The 24320-nt window shown below is 38.4% G+C and carries 20 protein-coding genes and 1 pseudogene; 13 read left to right on the top strand and 8 right to left on the bottom strand.

Annotated elements, in window-relative coordinates; genetic code table 11:
* Positions 1-9: 9 nt before the first annotated feature.
* The 7 genes and pseudogenes from glmM (at position 10) to J2Z32_RS15340 (ending at position 9003) form a co-directional block, all read left to right on the top strand.
* Positions 10-1350, top strand: a complete 1341-nt coding sequence (gene glmM / locus J2Z32_RS15370; protein ID WP_210090066.1) for a phosphoglucosamine mutase — start codon at positions 10-12, stop codon at positions 1348-1350.
* Between the two features lie 702 nt (positions 1351-2052).
* Positions 2053-3885 (top strand): glutamine--fructose-6-phosphate transaminase (isomerizing), encoded by a 1833-nt coding sequence (glmS, locus tag J2Z32_RS15365; protein WP_210090065.1) that lies wholly within the window; start codon positions 2053-2055, stop codon positions 3883-3885.
* Between the two features lie 219 nt (positions 3886-4104).
* On the top strand, positions 4105-4413 hold the full coding sequence (locus J2Z32_RS15360; protein ID WP_210090064.1) for a hypothetical protein: 309 nt from the start codon (positions 4105-4107) through the stop codon (positions 4411-4413).
* A gap of 842 nt (positions 4414-5255) precedes the next feature.
* Positions 5256-5714: pseudogene (locus J2Z32_RS15355) on the top strand (PTS sugar transporter subunit IIA); the annotation flags it as partial.
* Positions 5715-5795: 81 nt separating this feature from the next.
* On the top strand, positions 5796-6629 hold the full coding sequence (locus tag J2Z32_RS15350; protein WP_210090062.1) for a PRD domain-containing protein: 834 nt from the start codon (positions 5796-5798) through the stop codon (positions 6627-6629).
* A gap of 111 nt (positions 6630-6740) precedes the next feature.
* Positions 6741-8153: a PTS transporter subunit EIIC gene (locus J2Z32_RS15345; RefSeq protein ID WP_210090061.1), complete on the top strand. Its 1413-nt coding sequence runs from the start codon at positions 6741-6743 to the stop codon at positions 8151-8153.
* 1 nt (position 8154) lies between these two features.
* Positions 8155-9003: a Nif3-like dinuclear metal center hexameric protein gene (locus tag J2Z32_RS15340; protein ID WP_210090060.1), complete on the top strand. Its 849-nt coding sequence runs from the start codon at positions 8155-8157 to the stop codon at positions 9001-9003.
* A gap of 185 nt (positions 9004-9188) precedes the next feature.
* On the opposite strand, the gene J2Z32_RS15335 is transcribed toward J2Z32_RS15340, so the two are convergent.
* Positions 9189-10088, bottom strand: coding sequence for a copper amine oxidase N-terminal domain-containing protein (locus tag J2Z32_RS15335; RefSeq protein WP_210090059.1), 900 nt, complete (start codon positions 10086-10088; stop codon positions 9189-9191).
* Positions 10089-10346: 258 nt separating this feature from the next.
* On the opposite strand from J2Z32_RS15335, the gene J2Z32_RS15330 reads away from it, so the two are divergent.
* Positions 10347-11855 (top strand): amino acid permease, encoded by a 1509-nt coding sequence (locus J2Z32_RS15330; RefSeq protein WP_210090058.1) that lies wholly within the window; start codon positions 10347-10349, stop codon positions 11853-11855.
* Positions 11856-11868: 13 nt separating this feature from the next.
* On the opposite strand, the gene J2Z32_RS15325 is transcribed toward J2Z32_RS15330, so the two are convergent.
* From J2Z32_RS15325 to J2Z32_RS15315, 3 genes are all read right to left on the bottom strand, one after another.
* Positions 11869-12501 (bottom strand): LysE family transporter, encoded by a 633-nt coding sequence (locus J2Z32_RS15325; protein ID WP_210090081.1) that lies wholly within the window; start codon positions 12499-12501, stop codon positions 11869-11871.
* A 104-nt stretch (positions 12502-12605) separates the two neighbouring features.
* The gene (locus tag J2Z32_RS15320) at positions 12606-14267 is read right to left on the bottom strand and encodes a ribonuclease J (protein ID WP_210090057.1); all 1662 of its coding nucleotides are present in this window, start codon (positions 14265-14267) and stop codon (positions 12606-12608) included.
* 233 nt (positions 14268-14500) lie between these two features.
* Positions 14501-15643 carry a family 8 glycosyl hydrolase gene (locus J2Z32_RS15315; protein WP_210090056.1) on the bottom strand — a complete coding sequence of 381 codons (1143 nt, stop codon included), beginning with the start codon at positions 15641-15643 and terminating at the stop codon, positions 14501-14503.
* 216 nt (positions 15644-15859) lie between these two features.
* Between J2Z32_RS15315 and J2Z32_RS15310 the strand changes: the two genes are divergently transcribed.
* Both J2Z32_RS15310 and J2Z32_RS15305 read left to right on the top strand, forming a co-directional pair.
* Positions 15860-17332: an arsenic transporter gene (locus J2Z32_RS15310; protein ID WP_342453970.1), complete on the top strand. Its 1473-nt coding sequence runs from the start codon at positions 15860-15862 to the stop codon at positions 17330-17332.
* 89 nt (positions 17333-17421) lie between these two features.
* Positions 17422-18246 (top strand): DUF2262 domain-containing protein, encoded by an 825-nt coding sequence (locus J2Z32_RS15305; protein ID WP_210090055.1) that lies wholly within the window; start codon positions 17422-17424, stop codon positions 18244-18246.
* A gap of 115 nt (positions 18247-18361) precedes the next feature.
* Here J2Z32_RS15305 and J2Z32_RS22430 read toward each other — a convergent pair whose 3' ends face one another.
* Positions 18362-20005, bottom strand: coding sequence for a DUF4179 domain-containing protein (locus tag J2Z32_RS22430; RefSeq protein WP_342453969.1), 1644 nt, complete (start codon positions 20003-20005; stop codon positions 18362-18364).
* Positions 20002-20508 carry an RNA polymerase sigma factor gene (locus tag J2Z32_RS15295; RefSeq protein ID WP_210090054.1) on the bottom strand — a complete coding sequence of 169 codons (507 nt, stop codon included), beginning with the start codon at positions 20506-20508 and terminating at the stop codon, positions 20002-20004. The genes J2Z32_RS22430 and J2Z32_RS15295 overlap by 4 nt, the downstream gene beginning before the upstream one ends.
* Before the next feature lie 176 nt (positions 20509-20684).
* On the opposite strand from J2Z32_RS15295, the gene J2Z32_RS15290 reads away from it, so the two are divergent.
* Complete coding sequence (locus J2Z32_RS15290) at positions 20685-21224, top strand: hypothetical protein (protein ID WP_210090053.1); 540 nt, start codon at positions 20685-20687, stop codon at positions 21222-21224.
* A 51-nt stretch (positions 21225-21275) separates the two neighbouring features.
* Here J2Z32_RS15290 and J2Z32_RS15285 read toward each other — a convergent pair whose 3' ends face one another.
* Complete coding sequence (locus J2Z32_RS15285) at positions 21276-21713, bottom strand: pyridoxamine 5'-phosphate oxidase family protein (protein ID WP_245251506.1); 438 nt, start codon at positions 21711-21713, stop codon at positions 21276-21278.
* Between the two features lie 72 nt (positions 21714-21785).
* Positions 21786-22124, bottom strand: a complete 339-nt coding sequence (locus J2Z32_RS15280) for a winged helix-turn-helix transcriptional regulator (RefSeq protein WP_210090052.1) — start codon at positions 22122-22124, stop codon at positions 21786-21788.
* Positions 22125-22290: 166 nt separating this feature from the next.
* Here J2Z32_RS15280 and J2Z32_RS15275 point away from each other — a divergent pair, with 166 nt between their 5' ends.
* Complete coding sequence (locus tag J2Z32_RS15275; RefSeq protein ID WP_245251504.1) at positions 22291-23304, top strand: UDP-N-acetylmuramate dehydrogenase; 1014 nt, start codon at positions 22291-22293, stop codon at positions 23302-23304.
* A 23-nt stretch (positions 23305-23327) separates the two neighbouring features.
* Positions 23328-24254, top strand: a complete 927-nt coding sequence (locus J2Z32_RS15270; RefSeq protein ID WP_210090051.1) for an AraC family transcriptional regulator — start codon at positions 23328-23330, stop codon at positions 24252-24254.
* Positions 24255-24320 lie beyond the last annotated feature (66 nt).

The raw sequence follows: 24320 nt of genomic DNA, 5'->3' as shown, positions 1-24320 counted from the left end.
AGTGAAATTATGGGGAAGTATTTTGGTACAGACGGTGTACGTGGAGTAGCAAATAAGGAATTAACAGCTGAATTAGCATATCAGATTGGACGTTGTGGGGGGTATGTACTCACAGGTCAAGCGGCTAAGCCTAAAATTGTGATCGGAATGGATACACGTATTTCAGGGCTAATGCTTGAATCTGCTTTAGTAGCAGGTTTATTGTCTATCGGTGCAGATGTCATTCGTATTGGGGTAGTATCGACGCCAGCAGTGGCTTACTTAACGAGATATCTGCAAGCGGATGCAGGGGTTATGATTTCTGCCTCTCATAATCCAGTTCAGGATAACGGGATTAAATTTTTTGGTAGTGACGGTTTTAAGCTTTCTGATGAAACAGAGCTGCAAATTGAAGCATTGCTTGATGAAGAAAAAGATGAGCTTCCTCGTCCGATTGGTGGGGATTTAGGTACAGTAACTGTTGATTATGAATCAAAACGCTTTTACTTGGATCATCTAAAAACGACGATTAGTCACTCCTTTGAAGGATTGAAGGTTGTCTTAGATTGTGCACATGGTGCAGCATTTGACTTAGCTCCTACTTTATTTAAAGAGCTTGGTGCAGAGGTTCATTGCATCGGTGTAAATCCAACAGGCTTAAACATTAATGATAACTGTGGTTCTACGCATCCTGAGCTTTTGAAAAAGGAAGTGCTTGAGCGAGGCGCTGATCTTGGGCTTGCTTTTGATGGTGATGCAGATCGTCTGATTGCGATTGATGATCAAGGTCAAGAAGTAGATGGCGACTTTATTTTGTGCATATGTGGAGACGCGATGAATCGCGCTGGTAAGCTTAAGGATAGTACTGTAGTTTCTACAGTTATGAGTAACTTTGGTTTTTATAAGGCAACTGCGAAGTTAAACCTAAATACAGCAAAAACGGCTGTAGGTGATCGATATGTTATGGCTGAAATGATTCGTGGTGGCTACAACCTTGGCGGAGAGCAATCAGGACATGTTATTTTCTTGGACTATAATACAACTGGTGATGGTATCCTGACAGCGATTCAACTGGTAGATACGATGAAGGCATCTGGTAAAAAGCTAAGTGAGCTAAAAAAAGTGATGAAGCAATATCCGCAAGTATTAGTGAATGTACGTGTGCAGGATAAGCGAAATTACGAAGGTAATGTTGAAATTGCGAAGGCGGTAAAGGCTGTTGAAGACGTGTTAGGAGACAATGGTCGGGTTTTAGTGAGACCATCTGGTACAGAGTCCTTAATTCGTGTCATGGCAGAAGGACCAGATCAAGCAGAGCTTGAGCAATTAGTTGGCCAAATTGTAGCTGTAGTGGAAAGAGAGCTTGTTTAAGGGTTGGGAAGTTAATCTTTCCAAGTTAATGCAATAAATAATTGATAAATTATTAAATCAGTGCTGAGGTTTCTATCCTTGTGATAAGGCCTTAAGCGCTGATTTTTTATATTTTTATGACATTGATTTGCCAAACGAGGGTCAGATGCATATAATTAGATATATTCGATTATAGAAGGTGAGGATAGAGGTTGTACAATGTAACATAAGCGCCAGAACTTGCACACGCGGGGAAATATAATAAATGATGTGATCGTTGGTCACTAACCATTATATTTACGGTTTAGCAAGTTGACGAGGTGGAGGTGTTCGAATGTTCGGCGGGGACCTCCCGGTGTTGTATCTACATCGTAATCAGCAGGGCAAAAGGAATGGGTGACTGTTCTTACAAACTTTGTTGGAAAGGTACACATAACTATAAAGAATATAAAAAAACTCAAGTCCCATGAGAAAGCGGAAGCCTGAAGTGACATAGGACAATATTGTTATGGGATGATAATGGTGAATTCATATAACTACATCTATGATCAAGCACTATGACCTGGAACAATAACATTAAATAAATTGGTATACATGTTCATATTCAATAATTTTTGATTATTTTTGCTTATAAACACAACCAGTCTAAATATTGTCACTGGTCTTCCGATTGATTTCTCATGTGGATCAAATTTAGAGAAATGAGCGGAGGATATATTAATTATGTGCGGAATCGTTGGATATATTGGAAATAGAGATACTCAGTCAGTATTAATTGAAGGACTTAGCAAGCTAGAATATCGTGGTTATGACTCAGCAGGGATTGCGGTTATGACTTCTAATGGTTTACAGGTTACTAAATCTGTGGGTCGTCTTAAAAATTTAGAAACTAAACTAGAAGAGTCACCGTTGTTGGGTTCAGCAGGGATTGGACATACACGTTGGGCAACTCATGGTAAACCTTCTGATGAGAACTCACATCCTCATATGGATAACAAAGAACTATTTTCTGTTGTGCATAATGGAATTATTGAGAACTACCTAGAACTTAAGGAAGAATTGATTTCCCAAGGTTATGTTTTTAAGTCTGAAACAGATACTGAAGTTATTTCTCATTTAGTTGCTCGTGAATATCAAGGCGACATTGTAAAAACAGTGCAAAAGGTAGTTACCTTTTTGAGAGGTGCATTTGCATTAGGCGTTTTAACAGAGCATGAGCCTAACAAGTTAGTTGCTGTTCGCCAAGCAAGTCCATTAATTATTGGTGTGGGTGATGGTGAAAACTTTATCGGTTCTGATATTCCTGCAATTTTGAAATATACACGTAAGGTCTACATCTTAGAAGACGGTGAAATGGCTGTTTTGACAAATGATGCTGTCGAATTAATGACAATCGAAGGCAATTTTATTTCTCGGGAAATGACAAATGTCGAATGGGATGCAATTACCGCTGAAAAAGGTGGATTTGACCACTTTATGTTAAAAGAAATTCACGAACAGCCTAAAGCCTACCGTGATACAATGAGAGGCCGAGTTGATGCGTCTGGAAGTAAGGTAGTATTCCCAGAGCTTAACTTAACACCAGAAAAAATTAAAAACATTAACAACATTCATATCGTAGCTTGTGGTACTGCTTATCATGCAGGGCTTGTTGGTGGAACTGCGATTGAGCAGTTAGTACGTATTCCTGTTGCGAATGAAGTAGCATCTGAATATCGTTATAATTCACCACTTATTACGCCAAACACATTAGTAATTGTGGTGAGCCAATCTGGGGAAACTGCAGATACTTTAGCAGCATTAAGAGAAGCTCAAAGCAATGGTGCACATGTGCTTGCAATTACAAACGTTGTAGGTAGCTCGATTGCTCGTGATGCAGATGATGTGATCGTTACTCTTGCGGGTCCTGAAATTGCTGTAGCTTCAACCAAAGCTTATACTTCTCAGTTGATTGCATTCTACTTGTTTGCTCTATACTTGGCAGAAGTAAGAGGCACTCAAACCGAAGAGCAGGTTGCACATATTATTGCAGCGATGCAAGCATTGCCTGAGCAAGTAGAAAGCATTTTGTCTAACGTAGATGAAATTAAGTCTTACGCTAACAGCTTAGTTGACCATAAGCATTTGTTCTTTATTGGACGTGGACTTGACTATGCAGTTGTGCAAGAAGGCTCCTTGAAGTTGAAGGAAATTTCCTATATTCATTCTGAGGCTTATGCGGCTGGAGAATTGAAGCATGGTACACTTGCTTTGATTGAGGATGGCATTCCTGTAATTGCATTAGCAACTCAAGAAAATGTAATTGAAAAAACTGTAAGTAATATTAAAGAAGTAACAACTCGTGGAGCGGAAGTGTTGGCAATCACGTTTGAAGAGCATGCTGCTGACTTGTTGAGATCCGTTCACCAAGTACTTTCCATTCCTAAAACATTAGCAATGTTGACACCAGCATTGTCTGTAGTGCCATTGCAATTGCTAGCTTATTACACTTCATTAGCGCTTGGTAACGATGTGGATAAACCACGTAACTTGGCGAAGAGTGTGACGGTGGAGTAATAGGTAACTAAATAAAGTTGTATCATAGCTGAGCAAATACAGGTGGATCCTGATATTTGCTCAGCTTTTCTTTTTCAGGGGAAATGGTGAAAGGAGTACTTATTAAGTATATGCTTTTGAGCATTTGCATGCTTTTGTGTTCTTGAAGACGACTTCAAATTTTATACAATATATCAAATATATTTGAAATAAAACCGAATAAATGAATGGGGGGATAAGATGAAAAACTCTATGGAATATATCTTAAATACGATAGTAAGTTTAGTTAGCTTTATTGGAGGAGTATGCTTTTGTACGTTACTTATTTTTATAATGATAGGTCTTCCAGGGAGCATTTTTTATACAGGTTTTCCTTGGGGATTTGTGATGTATATTTGTATGCTTACTTTAATTTATGGAATTTTATTAAGAATAATATATATTAAATTTGGTCTTAAGATAGTGAGGCTTTCAATTTGTATATTTATAGCTGGAATTGTAGTTGGGCCAACATTTTTAATTAATTTCCACAATATTATGGGCTTTTAGAGCACCTTCTTATGCACTCAAAGAGAATTCAAAAAGAAGTTAATAAATTCTTTGATATCAAATACTTATTAAACAAGCGCCAGGTTCAACACATTCAAAAAGAGACTAAAAAATGAATAGGAGAGAAATATTAAAATGACTGAAAAAGTTAATATACTAAAAAAGCTATTATTTTATTTAGCTTTCTTTCTCATAACGATTGTTTTAAGTCAAATAACCTTCTATTTATTTATTCTAGCAATATTACCCTCAAGTAATGGAATTATGTCCTCGGATATAACAATATTGACAAGAATATTAGCTCTTCTTGGATTTATTTTAATATTGGGAATCTACATATTTTCTTTATATAAGTTACTACAACAACAGAAAATAGATTCTGGCCTAGTTATCATAAGTGTATTTATTTTCATTTTGTTTCTGATAAATTTCCCAGCACCAGCAATTTTAACTTTATTTTTCTAAAATAATTAGTTTAGTGAATCAATTTGATTTTTGGAGTGAATAGAAAACGCATACTTTTTGCTTGCCAAACAAAAAGTATTATGGTAGTTTAATTATGGGCTTGTTACTGCAAAGGCATGACCCAGGACATGTATATTAATACGTGTTTTGGGTCATGCCTTTTTATATTCTAAAGAGGATATTTCCTTTTTTAGTAAAGCCTAAAATCACCAGATATATAAATAATGAATGGATAGAATAAGGAGCGAAAGAGAATGAGAAGCCATAGTGATGCAGAGCATTCAAATCAAAAAAAAGGGGGATTTAACAAATTAATAAATAAAATTTTAAATAAATCTCAAAAACAAGAAGTGGTAATTCAGGAACCAGTGGATGTTGAGGAGATAGTCATTAGCCCAATGAAGGGAAGAGTTGTACCTTTAAGTACTGTTGAAGATGAAGCCTTTTCCTCAGGGGCATTGGGTAAAGGCGTTGCAATCATTCCAACTGAAGGGAAAGTTTTTGCCCCGATTAGTGGCACATTAACGAATGTTTTTCCGACTGGTCATGCCCTTGGTATCACAAGCAATAGCGGTGTTGAAATTCTAATACATGTAGGTCAAGATACTGTGAAATTAAAAGGTAAACACTTTACGCCTAGAGCTGTTCAAGGGCATTCTGTTAAAAAGGGAGATTTGTTGCTTGAATTTGATGTAGAAGCTATTCAGGCAGCAGGTTTTAATTTAACAACACCCATTATCATATCCAATACCGCTGACGTGTCTAAAGTTGAAAACACTAAAACAGAAAATAGTGATATCGACTTCAAAGAACAATTAATAAAAGTAACCGTTTAATTCTTAACTGTTTGTAGGAAGAAACGTCTGTTATTCCAGTTTAACGTTGCCCTACATTAAGATATTAAAGGTGGGGTGTTAATGAAAGCTATTAAAAAAATTAATAATAACGTAGCACTGTGTATTGACGGTCATAACAATGAATTGATTGCTTTTGGAAAGGGGATAGGATTTCCTGCTATGCCCTATGAGATTACGGATTTACATGAGATTTCCATGACCTTTTACCGCATTGACAGCAAATTTTACAACTTCATTCAGGAGATTCCGGAAAATGTATTTGAGGTCGCGGGATTAATTGTTCAAAAAGCCCAAATGAAGATAAAGAGTAATCTGAATCCAAATCTGATAGTTAGTTTAGCAGACCACATTAACTTCGCGATCATTCGTATGCAGAAATATAAAGAAATGCAAATGTTATTTTCTTATGATGTGGAGCAACTTTACCCTAAAGAAACCGAGCTTGGAAGATACGCTGTCAAACTTATTGAAGAGAAGCTAAGCGTCAAATTACCAGACAGTGAAATTACGAATATTGCTATGCATTTCGTTAATGCAGCGGAAGAAAGAGAACCTGATGAAGGAATAGCTACAGAAGCGCTTATTTTAGAAATAGCTAGTCAAATAGAAGTTTTTTATTCGATATCTATAGATAGAAATGACTTTAATTACAATAGATTTGCTATGCACTTAAGGTATTTTTTAAAAAGGGTCAAAAACAGATCTCAATTTAAAGATGACAATCATTCCTTTATTGAAGCGATTAAAGAATTAAATCCAAAGGTCTACGAATGTTCCTATATGATTGGGAATTTTATTGATGACAAGCTTGACTCGAAATGCACCGAAGATGAGATCTTGTACTTAATGATGCATATTTATCGCATTGTAAGAAACACAAAAATTGAAGATTAGGGATTGTTACTCTTACCAAGAGGCATTACCCAAAGCTAATATGAATTTTAAAATTCGTATTAACTTTGGGTTTTTTATTTGCTAAATAAACAAATCAAGGAGGAAAATAGAATGAGTGTAAAAAATGAAGAAATCAAATCAACTGCGTCGAAGATTTTAGACAGTATTGGTGGTGAGGCTAATATTATAAGTGTGACTCATTGCATGACAAGACTGCGCTTTAATCTAAAGGATATGAGTGTTCCGGATGATACTGAGATTAAAAAAATACAAAACGTTGTAGGAGCATTACAATCAGGGGGGCAATATCAGGTCATTATTGGGCCTCAAGTAGAAATAGTTCATGATGCTCTAGTAAATCAATTAGGAAGAAATGACGCGAGTAGTATGATTGAGGATGACAAGGATGTGAAAAAACAGAAGAAATCTGCCAAGAATATCATTAATAAGATTTTTGACTATTTAGCCGGCAGTTTAACACCTTTGATTCCACTTTTGTTAGCGGCTTCATTATGCAAGACGATTGTTGCCATCATTGGCCCGAGTTTATTGAATATAGTTTCTCCAGAACATGATATTTATGCCCTTTTTGCCTTTATAGGTGACGCCGGCTTTTATTTCTTACCGGTATTTCTTGGATGGTCTGCTGCTCGAAAGCTGAATGTGAGTATACCTATAGCAATGTTATTGGGAGCTTCGTTAATTCACCCTACATTTATTCAAATGGCAACGAATGGTGATCAATTTAGCGTTTATGGAATTCCTACGGTTACGCAGAACTATTCGAGTACAGTTATTCCTATTTTATTAATTGTATGGGTCATGAGTTATGTAGAAAAATGGTTTAAACAGCACACTCCAGATACTTTAAAAGTTTTCGCTATTCCTTTTGGAACCCTATTAATCATGCTTCCGATTTCTCTAGTTGTATTAGCTCCACTTGGTGGATATCTTGGTCAATATATTGGTGATGCCATTATTTCATTAAATAATGTTGCAGGTCCGCTTGCAGTTGCAGTTATTGGGGCTACTTTTATTATTTTGGTTTTAACGGGCATGCATATGGTATTGATGACATACTTGTTTGTGACATTCCCAACTCTAGGTTATGATAACTTCTTGTTGCCAGGCATTTTATGTGCAAGCTGGGCTTCAGCAGGTGTTGCTCTAGCATGTGTATATAGGTTCAAAAATAAGAATAACAAAAAACTAACGTTGGGGTATGTGATAACTTGGTTTATTGGGGGCGTGGGTGAACCGATGTTATACGGTTTATTTGTTCCTTACAAAACACCATTAATCGCAGGGGTTGTTTCAGGAGGGGTTGCCGGACTGGTAGCAGGCTTGCTGGAATTAACCGCACATGTTTTAAATACTTCGAATGGTATTTATGGAGTTGCATCCTTTGTTGGCGGATCAAGCTGGAATTATATCACCCTAGGGATTACGATTGCAGTTGCACTTATTGCAGGTTTTATAACCATGCTATTTATGAAATTAGATGAGTCGATAGGAGCAAATTAATATGGATATCAGTCAGGTCATATCTAAAATTAAAGACTATCACAAAGGAGAGGTCTCTGGGCAAAAAATTACGGACGAAAATACGCGTGATAAGATTCTTTATGGAAATGAAAATCAGGCGTGTACAGGTATTGTGACTACAGTGTTTGCCAGCATAGATGTAATACAGAAGGCTCATGAACTTGGAGCTAACCTGATTATTGTTCATGAGGCATTATTCTGGAATCATGGGGATCATCAAGAATGGCTAATGAAATCTCAAAATGAGACTTATCTTGCCAAGAAAAAATTATTAGATGATTATCAGATCGTCGTATGGCGAAATCACGATTATGTACACTCTGGTATTCCTTTGGATGATGGCTCATATGCGGATGGTATTTTCTATGGATTTGCAAAAGAGATGGGCTGGGTACAATATCCACAGGATAGCAACGAATCCCTTATGACCTTTCAGATACCTGAAGTCAGTGCGGAAGATCTTGCTTATGAGCTAATTAGTAAAATGCACTTAGAAGGAGCGCGTATCATTGGGGATACAAAAACTAAGGTTCGTAAAGTGCAAATTCCATTCCATATTTTAGGGGATGCTAAAGAGTTAATTACTGAGATGGATAAGACGGATATTGATGCTCTGTTGGCTATGGAGCTAGTTGATTTCTCAATTAGTGAATATGTGAGAGACAGCAGTATGTTAAACCGGAACAAGGTTATTATTACGGTGGGACATTTCAATATGGAAGAGCCAGGGATGAAATATATGTCTAGTTACATTCCCCAAGCTATCGAGTGTGATCTCCCTTGTCACTTTATCCAATCAGGTGATACTTATCATTATGTAAAGGGATAGGGATCGCCCCAGTTTGATGAATGCAGTTTTTTTGGAAAGTGAAAAAGAGGGCTTCTGCCCTCCGAGGCCGTCTGAGCTATCTTTAAGCTAGTTCCCACATGACTAAATATTATTTCGTCAAACAAATGAGACACACCCATAATGCTGGACTAGCAGCACTTATGGGTGTGTTTATTTTATCTTGCTTATTTGATAATGTATGGCTCTAATGTACGACCAATCGCTAATACGACTTCAAGCTGACCTTTATCTGCCTGTTCTATTTTTTCTTTTACTTTGATGGTTTTATCTTTCCCCATAGCATATCTTTTGCGATCTTTGTTTTTCCACTTTTTGATCCATAACGGGTCGTCATTGTGGAATTGAAAGCCTTCGGTATAAAAATAAATAGGATGGAAATCCTCTTCATCTGCTACTATGTTTTTTCCAGATATGTTCTTGATCTCAAACTGAATATTGTACCGCCACCATTTATTTGGGTTCCCTTTAATATCTCTACTTCCAGAAAACTGAAAGCTAGTAGGTTGAATTGCATTGTTATTGGTTGAACGCTGAATGCCAAAGCGATCATCATCAAGTATGTAAGTATATCTTCCTGTAGTGAAGGCTTTCTCATCTTGAATAGCAATTAGTCCATTTTTATTAGATACGTCTAACTGAAACATATTGATTAAAAGTCTTAATGGTACATAATAAGTCCCTTTTTGAAGTGCAGGTTCAGCATCCCAGTCCAACATCTCAGTGCCTACTTTATATTGCTCTTTACCTGCATAAAAGGTTAAGGTTTTGTTGTCGCGTGAGACGGTCATTGACTTTTCTTTTTTATCAAAGGAATATTCCATTCCAAGCATCTCAGCTATGGCTTCTAATGGAATCATTAAACGGGATTTCTTATCCATATATGGCGCAACAGGATGAGTATATACAACATAATAGCCATTAATCATGAGCCGTGGAACTGATTTAGTTGTAGGGATAGGCGCAGTATTTTTTGCTGCGGAAACGGACAACACGGGCGTCATACTTAGAATAAAGGTAAGCAAAAATGCCAGAAATAAAGTCAGTTTTTTAGTTTTGTTATTCATGAGTACACTCCTTTAAATTAGAAAATATTAACTGGCTTTATACTCTTAACGATATTTGAAACCCAAATGTTTCATATATTAGTAAATCAAGTGTTACATAAGTTAGAGATTACCATTTAATTGAGCAAATATATTCATGAAATTCCAGCCCTTAGGGAAGCTTAAAAGAAGAGAGTATTTGTACTTTTAAAATTTAACTATATTTAATATACTCCTTGATTTTAACTTTTCTAAATCCAACATAATGAGGGAGATAAAATGAATCAAACTTCGAGAAATTCCAAAGAAGAAAAGAAGCTGAAATGGTGGCAATTAAGTTTGCTAGGGTTTGCGGGTACGATTGGCACAGGTTACTTTCTAGGATCTGGGTTAGCTATTTCCATTGGTGGGCCCGGCGTGTTGGTTGCCTATCTTTTTGCGGCGCTGGGTACATATGTGGTATTTGATGCATTGGCACGCATGACAGCACAACAGCCAGAGCAAGGCTCATTTCGATCTTATGCTAAGAAGGCATTTGGAGATTGGGCTGGCTTTGGAAGTGGGTGGGTATATTGGTTCTCAGAATTATTAATTATAGGTAGTCAATTGACGGCGTTAGCTATCTTTTCACGTTTTTGGTTCCCAGCGGTACCAATGTGGGTGTTTGCGGCAGGTTTTGGTGCTGTAAGCTTAGTGATCGTATTTTTTGGTAATAAAGGCTTTGATCGGGTTGAAAATGTGTTAGCCATTATTAAAATGGCAGCTATTGTCATGTTTTTAGTCATTGCAGTGGCGTTATTAGCGGGTTGGATTGGTGGTAATAAATATACACCGAACGTACCCACACGTCTTCCTGAGCTTTTCCCATCAGGGGGGATTGGGTTATGGTCTGCTTTTATTTTTGCTTTTTATGCGTATGGAGGGATTGAGGTGCTGGGGATTATGTCGTACAGACTTCAAAAACCTGAAGAGGCGCCTAAGGCTGGAAAGGTAATGCTGATCACACTTGCCGTTGTTTATGTCCTATCTATTGGTTTAGCTGTCACTATGGTTCCATTAGGTGTGTTCAATCCGAAGGAAAGCCCTTTTGTACTTGCGTTACGAAGCGACCATTTAGCGTTTGTCCCACATTTGTTTAATGGGGTGCTGATTGTGGCAGGGTTTTCTACCATGACGGCTTCCCTATATGCAATTAACTCAATGATGCTGACCCTTGCGCAGGAGGGGGATGCACCTCATATATTCTCTAAAAAGTGGAAGGACAAATATCCTTTTTATGCTTTATGCTTAATTGCTGTAGGACTAGTGGGTACGATTATGATGTCGTTATGGTTACCTGGAAAGGTGTACGAATATATTACAACCGCAGCGGGATTAATGATTTTGTACAATTGGTCCTTCATATTGCTCTCATCAAAGAAACTGCTTGAAAAGTCCAAGTTAAGTGGTGTGAAGCGTTGGATTGGTTTGATTCTCATTGCAGCGGCAGTTGTAGGCACGTTGTTCCATAAGCTAAGTCGACCAGGTCTTTATATTAGCTTACTCATTGTGGCACTAATTGCACTTAGTGATTGGATTGTGACTCGTGTGCGCAACAAGCAAGAGGGCACTAAGCAGCAGAAGGGAGAAGGTGAACAGACAGAACAGACAGAACAGACATACAGTTCTGAGCAGGAAAAGCAGAAGAAGTTATCTATGAATAAAGAGAATAACCCGTACCATAATCTTGCTGGCGGGCCGCAGTTTTGGATTAAAGGCATTCGTCTTCGAAAAAGTAAGCTGGAATGAAGCTGATTCATGATTACTGAAAAAAGAGCAGCTGTACAGCTTGTACACCAAAATATAAGCCAAAGCCAACAAGCGATAGTCCTGATGAAATCGAGATGATTTTCAAAAGGCGGTTTGTTAGTATTTTGCGGAAAACGCTAGATGCACCTGCCATCAGTACATCCCAAAGTAAAATGCCAAACACGATTGCTCCGCTATAGACTAATAATTGATCCATAGAATATTCACTGGTCATTTTTGCTAATATTGAGCCATAAATCCCAAGCCAGAACAAGATAGAGAGTGGATTAAATAAGGACATCAGAAAGCCAGAGGTAAAGGATTTAAATAAGGATTCCCCGACTCCTCTTGCCTCTATTGATGTCACTTGCTCTGAATTCATAATGCTTTCTATCCCTGTATACACAAGGACGAAAAATCCAAATAACCATAAAAATGCTTTAATAAAAGGGGCATCGAGCAAATGAATCATACCAAAATAGACAAGCAGCATATAAATAATATCAGCGCATACCGCCCCAAGACCAACTACCCACGCATGCATAAATCCTCGCTTGAGACCCTTGTCCAATTGTGCGGCATTAATAGGTCCAATCGGTGCGGAAAGGGATAATCCTAAAAAAATATAACTTATAAAGATGTTGATGTTGTCCACCTCCTACTTATAAGGTAGCTTATTCGTAGTGATGTGGGATTATGATAAAGAAAAGAAGACCTACTTAATAGCAAGTCTTCTACTACTTACCCTTATTACACTTCAATAATGATGGGTAAAATCATCGGACGACGTTTTGTTTTTTCGTACAAAAACTTACTTAATACATCTTTAATCGTCTGTTTCATAATGTTCCATTGTCCAAGATCAGCAGTGCTCATTTTTTCCAAGGTGTCTTTCACAAGCTTGTTGACCTCTTCCATTAAGGTGTCTGAATTCCTGACGTAAATAAACCCTCGCGAAATCGTATCAGGCTCGTTCAGAAGACGACCATCGCTTTGGTTTAAAGTAATGACTGTAATGAGTATCCCATCAGCAGAAAGCTGGCGTCGATCACGTAATACGATATTACCGATGTCACCAATCCCTAGTCCATCAACAAAAATTTGCCCTGATGGAACTCTTCCTGATTGACGGACAATACCACCAACAGATTCAACGAGGTCTCCATTTTTTAAAATGTAGACTTTATCGCCTTGTACGCCAACCGCCTCAGCCAATAAACGGTGATGATGTAGCATTCGATATTCGCCATGAATCGGAATAAAATACTCTGGTTTCATTAAGGTGAGCATTAGCTTTAATTCGTCCTGACTGCCATGACCAGATACATGTAACTCACTTTTTGAGCCGTAAATTACATTTGCGCCAAGCAAATACAAATTATCTACGATTCGTGAGACGTTACGTTCATTACCTGGTATAGGATTCGCCGCAAGTAGGACTGTATCTCCTGCACCGATTTCCATTAGTCTGTTACTCGTATTTGCCAACCGCGATAATGCCGCCATCGGTTCACCTTGACTCCCTGTGACAAGCACTGCAACCTCATGTGGCGGTAGCTTTGCCGCCTCTGTAGGCTCAATAAGCATACCCTCTGGGATATTTAAATAACCCAACTCCTTAGACACGTTTACTACGTTCACCATGCTACGTCCAAGTAAAGCAAGCTTACGCCCTGTTAGTTCAGCAGCGTCAACTACCTGTTGCAGTCGGTGTACATTGGAAGCGAAGGTAGACACAAAAATTCTACGATCTGCTTTTTTAAAAGCCTCTTCCATATGAGCGCCAACAAGCTTTTCAGATGGAGTAAATCCAGGTCGTTCAGCATTTGTACTTTCTGAGAGTAAGAACCGGACACCTTTTTCGCCAATTGCCGCCATTTTATGTATATCCGGATATTGTTTGTTTACGGGGGTTAGATCAAATTTGAAATCACCTGTATGCACGACTGTTCCTTCAGGCGTATCAAAGACGACACCAAGGCAATCGGGTATACTATGATTTGTTCGGAAGAAGCTAGTCGTGATCTGACCAAAGTTTAAAACGGAATCTGAATCAATACAATGTAAGCTGGTTTGTCGTAACAATCCATGTTCTTTTAGTTTTGTTTCAATTAATCCTAATGTGAGACGAGAAGCATAGATTGGGATGTTAAGTTGCTTGAGCAGGTAAGGAATACCGCCGATATGATCTTCATGTCCATGGGTCACCACCAACGCCCGTAACTTATCTATATTGTTCAACAAATAAGAGACATCGGGAATAATTAAATCAATTCCAAGTAAGCTCTCATCAGGGAATTTTGAACCGCAGTCAATGACAATAATGTCGTTTCCATATTGCAGAAAATACATGTTTTTGCCAACCTCATATACACCGCCAAGTGCAGCAATTAACAATCGTTCCTCTGGCATAGTTAATCCTCCTAGTATCAGTTATTGCTTAGTATGTTTGGAGGACTGGTGAAATATCCATTTATTTAATTGAAGTGAAATGAAATAACAGAGCAGTATGTTATTAAAAAAGGCGTAACACTCAAAGATTAGTGAATAGTGCTACTAATCTAAGGTTACGCCTTGGTTCAATCCTAAAATAATGCTTAATATAAAAGGGGATTAGCGTAGGGACAGAGGGATTCAGCATTATTTTAATAAATTCGATAATTCCCACTTAACGCTAACATACTAAAAAAGTACAAGCAGTTATCATAATAACGGCGTTCACCTGTACGCAAAGGGGTATTCCAAAATAACTGCACAAAATGCTTGGCATGTGGTCCATCCGCCGCAAGGGAGGCCATTGCATTAGTTGCCAATAAGCCGATTGGATGAAGCGAAGGCTCATCAAACGGTTGACCATCAATGGTGTATCTACGGTAATCACTCACTTCTTTGTCACTAAAAAATTGTTGAATGCGATTACATTCCTCTACTTGCCAAGGGTCCTTACCAAACCATTCCCAGTCGAGGCTGACATTTGCTGCTACACGATAGGAGTCGCTGTAAAAATGACTGAAATCGCCATGTGGTTGAGGAGGTGTAGGTGTCCCATCATAGTGGGCGTATTCAGGTGCAAGTCCTGTAGTTGGATGGCAAGCTTTATGTAGGTATTGTCTGCTTGCCTCCGTTGCTTCTTGCCAAAATTGAGCATCCTGCTCATCTGCATACAGGGCAAATAGCTCGTAGAAATGGGGTAAGTGATAAGAAGGATCACTAAAAGGCAAACCAGGCACAAATTTAATTAATTTGTTCTCAGGTTCCCACATTGGGTCGCCTTGTCCATCTTCGCCCTTGTGAATACATGCCGATAGTAAAGTCTTAGCTTGCTCTGAATAGTTGTACGGAGCTGCTCCATCTCCCCAGCGTTTAGATGCAAAAAATAAAGCCATTGCAAAAAACTCTTCGCCATCTGGCGCAGATCCAGGGGAAATAATCGTTCCATCTGGCTTACAATGCCAAGCAAAATAATACTTATGTGGCCCTTCTTTATGTTGCATAAAGGTGTGAGCAAAATTCCACAGCCGATCAAATTCTTCTTTCCTATCCATTTGGACCGCCATCATCATGCCATAGGACATGCCTTCTGTACGCACATCTAAATTTCCGGTATCAAGAAAATACCCTTTGTCATCTCCCATTGGATAATAAATACGTACATCAGGATCGCCATAAAATAACTGGTTCCACGTATCCTCTACTTTTGCACGAATTTCATCCTCTGAATAACCAAGCTCCGCAAATAAATTTCTATATTTATGAGTGTAAAATGCCCCCGTAGGTTGACTTGTCATGCTCTTTTTTCCTCCTTATATCGAATTTGCTTTGATTATAGCATAGGTATAGATGGACAAATTAAAGGAGTTATCCTTGAAAACATAGATGAATTTTTCCTTGAAAATTGGCGTGATCTTCTAAGTGCTGAACTAGTTTAAAATGTGATACACTATTGCTTGGCAATATACTTGATTGCTGAGAATGATAGTTAAGGCTTGAATTTATACTCTATTATATCGAAAGATGTGCAGGAAATGGGAACTGTGACGTCTTCAGGGGGAAATATGGCAATACTTACTGCGGTTCTTATCTTTTTATTTACGCTGACGTTGGTGATTTGGCAACCTAAAGGTTTAAGTATCGGTTGGTCGGCTTCGATTGGAGCGATCATTGCGCTTGTCTGTGGCGTAGTCAGCTTTGTAGACGTTGGCACGGTTACAGGTTTAATTTGGAATGCGACGCTGACGTTTGTTGCACTTATTTTTATTTCATTAATTTTAGACGAAGTTGGACTGTTTGAATGGTCAGCCTTGCATATGGCGCGATTGGCAAAAGGCAACGGTACGTTGATGTTTGTCTTTGTCATTTTGCTTGGTGCAGGCGTGTCTGCATTATTTGCAAATGATGGTGCAGCACTGATTATGACGCCAATTGTATTATCGATGGTTCGTGCTTTGAATTTTGAAAATAAAATGGTTTTACCGTTTGTGATGGCTAGTGGTTTTATTGCGGATACGGTGTCTTTGCCACTAATCATTAGTAATCTTACGAATATTGTATCTGCTGACTTTTTCAAAATTGGATTTGCGGAATATGCGAGCGTTATGATTGTACCTAATTTCTTTTCTATGATTAGTAGCTTACTTGTTTTATATCTTTGTTTTCGTAAAGGGATTCCGCAAAGCTATAGTATGGAGCAGCTAAAAATGCCAAGGGAAGCCATCAAGGATATGACTTTATTTAAGCTGTCTTGGGGTATTTTGGCGTTGCTACTTATTGCTTATTTTACAAGTGAGGCGATGGGGGTTCCTGTTTCAGTCATTGCTTGTATTGCGGCGTTTTTATTTGTATTGATCGCTCGTAAAAGTCCACACATTCAAACTAAAAAGCTCATCAAAGAAGCACCTTGGACGATTGTTATTTTTTCAATTGGGATGTATGTCGTTGTGTACGGTTTACGGAACGTGGGCTTAACGGATGCATTAGGCAAAGTGATTCAGGCGGTAGCAGAGCAGGGGGTAGTAGCAGCTACGGTGGGAATGGGCTTTATTGCGGCGTTTTTGTCCTCTGTGATGAATAACCTACCTACCGTTTTAATCAATGCATTAGCGATTGGGGGTACGCATACGGAAGGCATTATTCGTGAGGCCTTAATTTATGCCAATGTCGTTGGGTCAGATTTAGGTCCAAAAATAACGCCAATCGGTTCGCTTGCCACGTTAATCTGGTTACATGTTTTGTCTCGTAAAGGGGTTAAAATCACTTGGGGTTATTACTTTAAGATTGGTATTTTGCTTACCCTCCCGACCTTATTCATTACGTTGCTTAGCTTGGCAGGTTGGTTGTATTTAATTCGTACTGTTCATTTGAATGTGATTGTTTCTACGCTGGTTGTTGCGGTTATTATTATAGGTATTGTATTTTTAGCGATTAAAGTATTGGGAAGAAAACATGCTATGTCGATAACTGAGAATAGTGGAGCATAGTAGGAAAAATACAAACGTTAAAAAGTAATGATCGATCAAAACTATGAATTTAGCTATGAATCCAAACTGATGAATGGTGGGGGTTACAGATGAGTAAGGAGAAGGAAATAAAGAAGGAAATAAAGAAGTTTGAACAAAGATTTGGTGATGAAGTGATTGAAATTGTGGCTGTTACGGGACCTTCTGGAGTAGGTGGCGGCAAAGCGGGTGGGGATACGTTATGGCGTGCTTCGATTAATTTGGTGGCGTGGAGAGAGCTAACCTCTTCAAATCATGACGTAATTCAAGAGGAAAAGAGACTGGAATGGCTAGCGGATGATCAGCAGCTTGAGGAGTCTAGAAAATGGCTCGACAAGGATCGTATCGTTAAGCTTGCTGTGCGACGTGGTGAAAGTTCCTTTATGCTTGTTGAAGTTTTGAATGGTAGCTTCCATGATGAAGAGCTAGAAGCATTACGTGATGAGATGCTGAAGCCGGTCTATTACACGGATGAGAAGTTAGGCACGTTTACACTTGATCGCTCCGTTCAAACCTTTGAAAAGTCTATTGTATGGGCAAAAGAAGAGGGGAAATTGTATTTTGATCATGATGAGACTGAAGTGATGACAGCAGCGTTAGCGACCGCGCACACGTTGTTTGAGGATGAGTTGAAATGGAGCGATAGCATTCGTAGCTATGCGGCGGAGGAGTTACTAGATTTAGCTAATGACTGGCTTGCTGATGATGAGGAAGCTGAATTAGACGAAATTACAAAAGAGATTTTTATTTCTAAATTAGAGTTGAGCAGCATTTCGGTAAGTGCAAATGGTGATTTCACGATATATTTTTATGACGGGGATCTGTTCTGGGGACATGTCATTATTGTTGAGGGCAACGTCAATGGAACTTTTGATTCGGCGTATATCGCAGGATAGGCTAATTTATGAGGGCTTAAAACGCACGCTTTAAAGATATAAAATAAAAATGAGCTAAGCAATGAAGCTAGCTCATTTTTTGGTGTTCACATTTTTTGTATCAACATAGATTTCTTTAAAGATTAATTTCTATATCACGACTTGGATCAAAGTATTTATATACCCCTGGGTTAAGTTCAATCTTTTCTGTAAGTGGAAGGTTGGAATAGCGGTCTATATTGACACCTGTGCTAACCATCCCTTTAGGTGAAATATCTGGAATCAGTTCTTTTCCGTTTATCCGAAGTGTCGTTTGATTGACACCTTTAAAGCCTTTGGAATCAGAGCTTGCTTCAACTACAAGCTTTCCATCCTCTGTATAATACGTAAAGTTAATCGTAAAACCATCTACAAGCATTGAGGTTTTCTGTTTATCAGTGGTAGGCTGTTGTAATGTGACCCAGTTTTTACTTGTATCTCTTTTTACAACCGTTGCATCCTTCAAAATCAACTTCATCGGGGTATCAGCCCAATTTTTGTACCGCTGTGGGGACTCAAATTGAAATAGATGCTGAAACTTGTCTTTGCCCTCTACCGCTTTTAAGTTCCAGCCGCCGGTTATGGTTTTATCGCCAATCATTAGCTTGACAGTGTTGTAGTGAACACTTCCCTTCTTAAATGAGTCTTGATTCTCAAAGTTAACCATAATGTCCAGTGGGGATATGATAAGCTGCTGTAAAGTTATTCCTGTTTTCTCCACAAACTGTGGTGTAGCTTGCAGTTCCTTGGTGAACATGGCTTCACTTGCTTTTTTACCGTCTGCATGGAAGGCGAGCTCCCACGTACCTGAAATTCGTTTAGCCTCATCGGTATAAGTTAAATGAAGCTGGGCTTGTTCCCATCCCTTAGCATTTACATCAAACACCTGCTCAATTAGAAGTTGCTTTTTGTCTGTTGGTAAATAGGTGGGGATCGCTTCTTTATTTTGATCGTGATCATTGAGTGTTAAGCGTGGTATTGCGCTTCCTAAATCATTAGAAACACCTGGAATTGCATAACGGATCACGGTTTGTTCCTTGATGTGAGCGATAGACTCAATTTGAATAACTGGATATTTAGTATCACCTGTATAAATCATATCCCCAGCTTTAAAGCTTGCTTTTAAAGGGATCTCTTTATTTTTATAAAATATTAAATTTTGAGCTTCAAATTTGTAGTTTTTGTTACCGTCTTTTAGTGAATCAGGGGTTTCATAAATGCCAAGTAGCTTTTTACTGTCGGGATCATAGGATAAGTAACCTGACACTTTAGCTTTGGAATTCCCTTCACCAGTCATGATATTGTTTTCTGTTGCAAAACCTTCATAGCTAGTTAAATCCTCATTTTTATTGTCAACATCTAAGGATAATATCATTTTCATTTTTTCCCCGTCTGTAACGACACCATGGAGGTTCATTGTTACGCCTTCATCGCTAACGTGTAAATCATATTGCTGACCAATCCCATTACTTAACGCAGTAGCGACATTCCCACCGCCAATTTTATCCCAGTTAAGTGCCACGCCAGCAAACACAGGGACAGCAAACAAAAGTAGGGAAACAACAGCAACACTCATTGGCATTGCCTTTAGCTTTTGGCTAAATGAGCGACGAGGGAGATTTATGGTTTTCGTAGTTTGAGCATGTGCTTGACGTCGTTTTGCTTCTTGTTCGATATTGCTCCACATTAATTCATAATTAGGCTGAGGAATGCTATGCTCTTTATCCATATGTTCTTTCACGAATAAATCATCTCCTTGGGCCTTGACTCGACCAGTTTATTTAACAATTTCAGACCTTTATGGATTCTCGATTTTACTGTCCCTTCGGGAATATTTATTGTTTTGGCAATTTCAGCAATGGATAACTCGTTAATATAGCGAAGCACGATGACCGTTCTAATTTTATCAGGGAGCTGCTTGTACACTTCAGCCATTTCTTGTTTAGTTTCTTGTGTAGTCAATTGCTGTTCCACAGGATTGGCATTGTCTGATTTAGATAAAACAAAATTGCGTATTTCTTTTAAGATCCCGTTTTTTCGCCTTCTTAGGACAGAGTTACACTCATTAGACGCAATTCTCAATATCCATGCCTTCATATTTGTAACCTTTGATTTATCAGCTAAAATGACCTTTACAAATACTTCTTGGGTAATATCCTCAGCATCTGCCCGATTTTTCATGTAATAATAGCAAAAGTGATAAACCTGCTCCTTATATAGCTCGAAAAGTTCTCGATCATTCAAAGTTCTGCACCCCCTTCGTTGTTGTTGTCATGGTATAGACAGATAAGGGCAAACAAACGTTCATTTTATTTGTTAAACTAAAATTAAGTAGGTATGTAGTACGTCGATTAAAAAGCACAAAATGTTTAAGTGAGAACAAGGTTATATTTATTATGCTCTTCATATGGAGGATTTAAATGAATATGATGTTAAAGCAAAAAAGATTTAAGATAACTATTATATCTTTTTTAGTTGTTACTTTGTTAGTTGTTTCGTTTACTTACATGAAGCAAAAAGTTGTAACGGATGCTAAATCCGCTGCTAAAGCCGAGATAATTAAAAATACAGAGCTACATGTCTTAAATGCGGAAGAGCATTCGGAGATGACACTTGACGGTGCAGTGATTATGATTATGCCAGATATGGAGGTCTTTATTGGTGGAGATGTTGTTTTTCACAAAGAGTTGACTGACGTTAAATATATGAAAATCAGCTATTATTATATCGAGGATGGAGAAGCCATTCCTTTGCGAGTAAATATATTTACAACTGAAGGTTCTGAACATGGAATGAGTTTTAAGAAACAAGATATGGGGACTGAACGAGGAGAAAAATTAATTTCAACGAAAAAGGTAGCACTTTTCAGTGATATTTTACGATTTTCAGCAGAAGGTACCTTCATGAACGGGGAAAGGTTTGAGTATACCACCAAGGTGAATGTTAAAAAGGTATATTAAAAGTAACTCAAACCTATAAATATGGACGACATGAAATAGGTAAAATAAATTTTAAATTATAAAGGATTCCGAGCTAAAGCTGTGATAATATCTGCCCGAATCTGCTGTAAAATGTAGAACACAATAATCGGGGTCTGTCACTCCTAGAGGATAATATAGGGTATCTCCTTCAAGCCATATCATCTCCTTAGAGGCTACGTCTTCCAATACCTGCATCGTGCCCTTCAGCATCATACCCTTAAACTGCTTGGGATCACAAAAATACAGGGAAGCCTTAGGGTTGGCACGAAACTGCTTCACTCTCATAGAGGAAGTGTTCGTAGTGAAGTAAAAATGCTGAATACCTTCTTTTTTGCGTGGAGGTAACATTCCTTTTGTATTTGGAAAACCTTCTTCATCTATAGAGCTAACAAAAGAAACAGGATGATGGAGAAGCAGCTCGTTTAAAATGTGTTCCATATTTTCAGTAACCTCAGTATTTTTAGGCATTGTCATGTTACTTCCTTTCAAATGTAATATTTGTTTAGAATATAACATGACAAAATTAATTAAGCCTATTACTTACTTTTTTGTAAGTAGATCGCGCTCTAGCATAAGCTCAACCCCGATTGACTGCATGATGGTAATGGCTTCAAGCATTTTGATCCCTCGCTTTGTCAGTGAATACTCTACCCTTAAGGGGTAACCGTCGTGCTTTTTTTTGTTTACCATGCCACTACTGATAAGCTCATGTAGCTGTTCGATCAGTACCTTTTCACTAATCCCTTGAATATCTGAGCGAAGCTTGGACAAGGAACAAGATTGCTTACCTAATTGCCATAATAAAATGGGCTTCCATTTTCCTTTAGTAACATCATGTGTTATTTCTAGCGGACATGTATATTCATTACGTATTTTCAATTTGGGCATCTCCTATACAGCTTTTTGTGTTAATGTGCTCTACATGATAATACTTTGCTCTTTGTAATATAGTATAATGAAATCATTGATATTTATAGTGAGGTTTGCATATAAGTGAATGAATATGACCACTGAGTTGGTTTAAATAGAGAAGGGTTGGATTTTATTGAAGGCAAGCTTAGAGCATTTATGTAAAAGTAATATTTCGTTAGCTCCATTTTCCACGTATGCGATTGGAGGAGAGGCTAGATTTGTAGCGATGCCCCAAACGACAGAGCAGCTTGTTGAACTGATGGAGAACGTGAAGAGTAGTGGGTTAAATCCAGTGTTTTTTGGTATGGGTTCGAATATTTTATTCCCAGATCAACCACATCCGGATACATTATTTTTATCCTTGCGAGAACATATTGAAATCAGATACAAATCGATAGATGAGTTATATGTTTCTGCAGGCACACCAATGGCGATGTTATCGTTGTTAGGGATTCAAGCAGGGATTAGTGATTTTGGATTCACCTTTTTACTTCCGGGTACATTTGGTGGCGGCGTCTATATGAATGCTAAATATTTTAGTAATCAAATTAACGAGTTATTAACACTTGTTTATTATATCGATGTAGACCATCTTGAACGTGGTATTCAATCGATTGATGTAGCTGACTGTAAATTTGCTTATAAGCACTCCATTTTTATGGAGCACAATTGGTTTATTATTGGGGCAGATTTGAAGCTAAAATCGCCAATCGTACATGAAGATAGATTATTACAGTTTATTTCCCAAGCCCATAAAACGGCCTTTACCGCTTCTGACTTAGGTCAATTTGCGGATTATTATGTGAAGCAGCTTGAAATATTGGAGCAACGGGGAGAGGCAAATACTGAAGCAATGCGTGCTGTCATTAATGACCGAATGGGTAAGCATCATTTTGACTATCCTTCCTGTGGATCTGTATTTAAAAATAACTATAACATTGGAGAGCCGATTGGCAAGCTAGCAGATCGTTTGAATTTGCGTGGAACACAGCGAGGTCAAGCGATGATCTCACCTGTACATGGTAATGTCATTCAAAATCGTGGGGGAGCGAAAGCTCAGGACGTAATTGAATTAATTAAGCTTGTGCAGGATGCAATTTCTGGGGAGTTTGGATTCGTGCCAGAGTGTGAGCTTGTTATTGTGTAACAGCTTAGAAGGGAGGAAGGGGGATGAAGCAACCTATCCCAAGTGCAGAATGGCTTCATGTAGCACGTTGGTTACCTGCGATTGACTGGAATGTGAAGCTATTTGGCGCACATGAGCAAGTGGTCAAATGTGGATGGAAGGTACCTGAGGATGTCCATGTGGGCTTTGAAATTCATGTTGTGCTTCAGGGCAGTCAAGAAACATGGATGGAGCAAATACATTATGAGCTACAGGAAGGCGATATCCTCCTTGTCCCACCAGGCTTTAAGCATACGATTCATTGTAACGATAAAAATGGACTACATTATTTTTGCGCTCATTTTAATGTGGATGATCCTGTTTTTAGACAAGAGATGGCAATCCGTGAACAAATTTTGTTTAAAGCAGGTACAGTTGAAAATGCTAGACTACACGAAATTGTGCAGGACTGGCTAGCTATTTTGCGTCAAGAAGGAAGCTATACGACAGGAGATCGTTTTCGGATACAGATGGTATTGTTTCAGTTGCTCAATTTTTTAGCGGAACGGCATCCCTCTGAGCTAGGTGAGCAGGATACGTTATCACCATCTTCTCTACATTATGCTAAAGCGATTGCGGAGGGCATTAAAGCTCGTTTTCAAGCTAAGCTAGAGCGTCGTAATGCTGATGGGAATGGTAACTATACTGAGGATGATGGGATAACTGTTAAAATCGAGGACATTGCAACGTCACTTGGTATTACACCAGGGTATTGCTTAGAAATTTTTCGGAAAGTATATGGAACTTCGCCACGGCAGTATTTATCTGAGTTACTGCTCAATGAAGCGAAGCTGCTGATTCAGCAGCCTGAGCTGTCGATTAAGGAAATCGCAGAAAGACTTGGCTACACTCAGCTATCTCATTTTAGTAGGCAGTTTAAACGTTGGACAGGCATGAGTCCGTTACAGTATCGGCAGATGAAAAGTGAGTAACGTAAATGGAGTGTATGAGCTAAATAAGAGTAATAATAGCAATATGGAAAATAAAGAAAATAGAAG

It is taken from the genome of Paenibacillus turicensis (assembly GCF_017873435.1).
Lineage (GTDB): Bacteria > Bacillota > Bacilli > Paenibacillales > Paenibacillaceae > Fontibacillus > Fontibacillus turicensis.
This window is presented reverse-complemented; position numbering and strand designations above follow the sequence as displayed.

Coding starts and splice junctions, on each gene's coding strand:
- J2Z32_RS15285 (WP_245251506.1), bottom strand. CDS start 21,713: ATGCCTAAAAATACTGAGGTTACTGAAAATATGGAACACATTTTAAAC.
- J2Z32_RS15360 (WP_210090064.1), top strand. CDS start 4,105: ATGAAAAACTCTATGGAATATATCTTAAATACGATAGTAAGTTTAGTT.
- J2Z32_RS15335 (WP_210090059.1), bottom strand. CDS start 10,088: ATGAATAACAAAACTAAAAAACTGACTTTATTTCTGGCATTTTTGCTT.
- glmM (WP_210090066.1), top strand. CDS start 10: ATGGGGAAGTATTTTGGTACAGACGGTGTACGTGGAGTAGCAAATAAG.
- J2Z32_RS15270 (WP_210090051.1), top strand. CDS start 23,328: ATGAAGCAACCTATCCCAAGTGCAGAATGGCTTCATGTAGCACGTTGG.
- J2Z32_RS15290 (WP_210090053.1), top strand. CDS start 20,685: ATGAATATGATGTTAAAGCAAAAAAGATTTAAGATAACTATTATATCT.
- J2Z32_RS15320 (WP_210090057.1), bottom strand. CDS start 14,267: ATGCCAGAGGAACGATTGTTAATTGCTGCACTTGGCGGTGTATATGAG.
- J2Z32_RS15340 (WP_210090060.1), top strand. CDS start 8,155: ATGGATATCAGTCAGGTCATATCTAAAATTAAAGACTATCACAAAGGA.
- J2Z32_RS15330 (WP_210090058.1), top strand. CDS start 10,347: ATGAATCAAACTTCGAGAAATTCCAAAGAAGAAAAGAAGCTGAAATGG.
- J2Z32_RS15350 (WP_210090062.1), top strand. CDS start 5,796: ATGAAAGCTATTAAAAAAATTAATAATAACGTAGCACTGTGTATTGAC.
- J2Z32_RS15305 (WP_210090055.1), top strand. CDS start 17,422: ATGAGTAAGGAGAAGGAAATAAAGAAGGAAATAAAGAAGTTTGAACAA.
- glmS (WP_210090065.1), top strand. CDS start 2,053: ATGTGCGGAATCGTTGGATATATTGGAAATAGAGATACTCAGTCAGTA.
- J2Z32_RS15315 (WP_210090056.1), bottom strand. CDS start 15,643: ATGACAAGTCAACCTACGGGGGCATTTTACACTCATAAATATAGAAAT.
- J2Z32_RS15345 (WP_210090061.1), top strand. CDS start 6,741: ATGAGTGTAAAAAATGAAGAAATCAAATCAACTGCGTCGAAGATTTTA.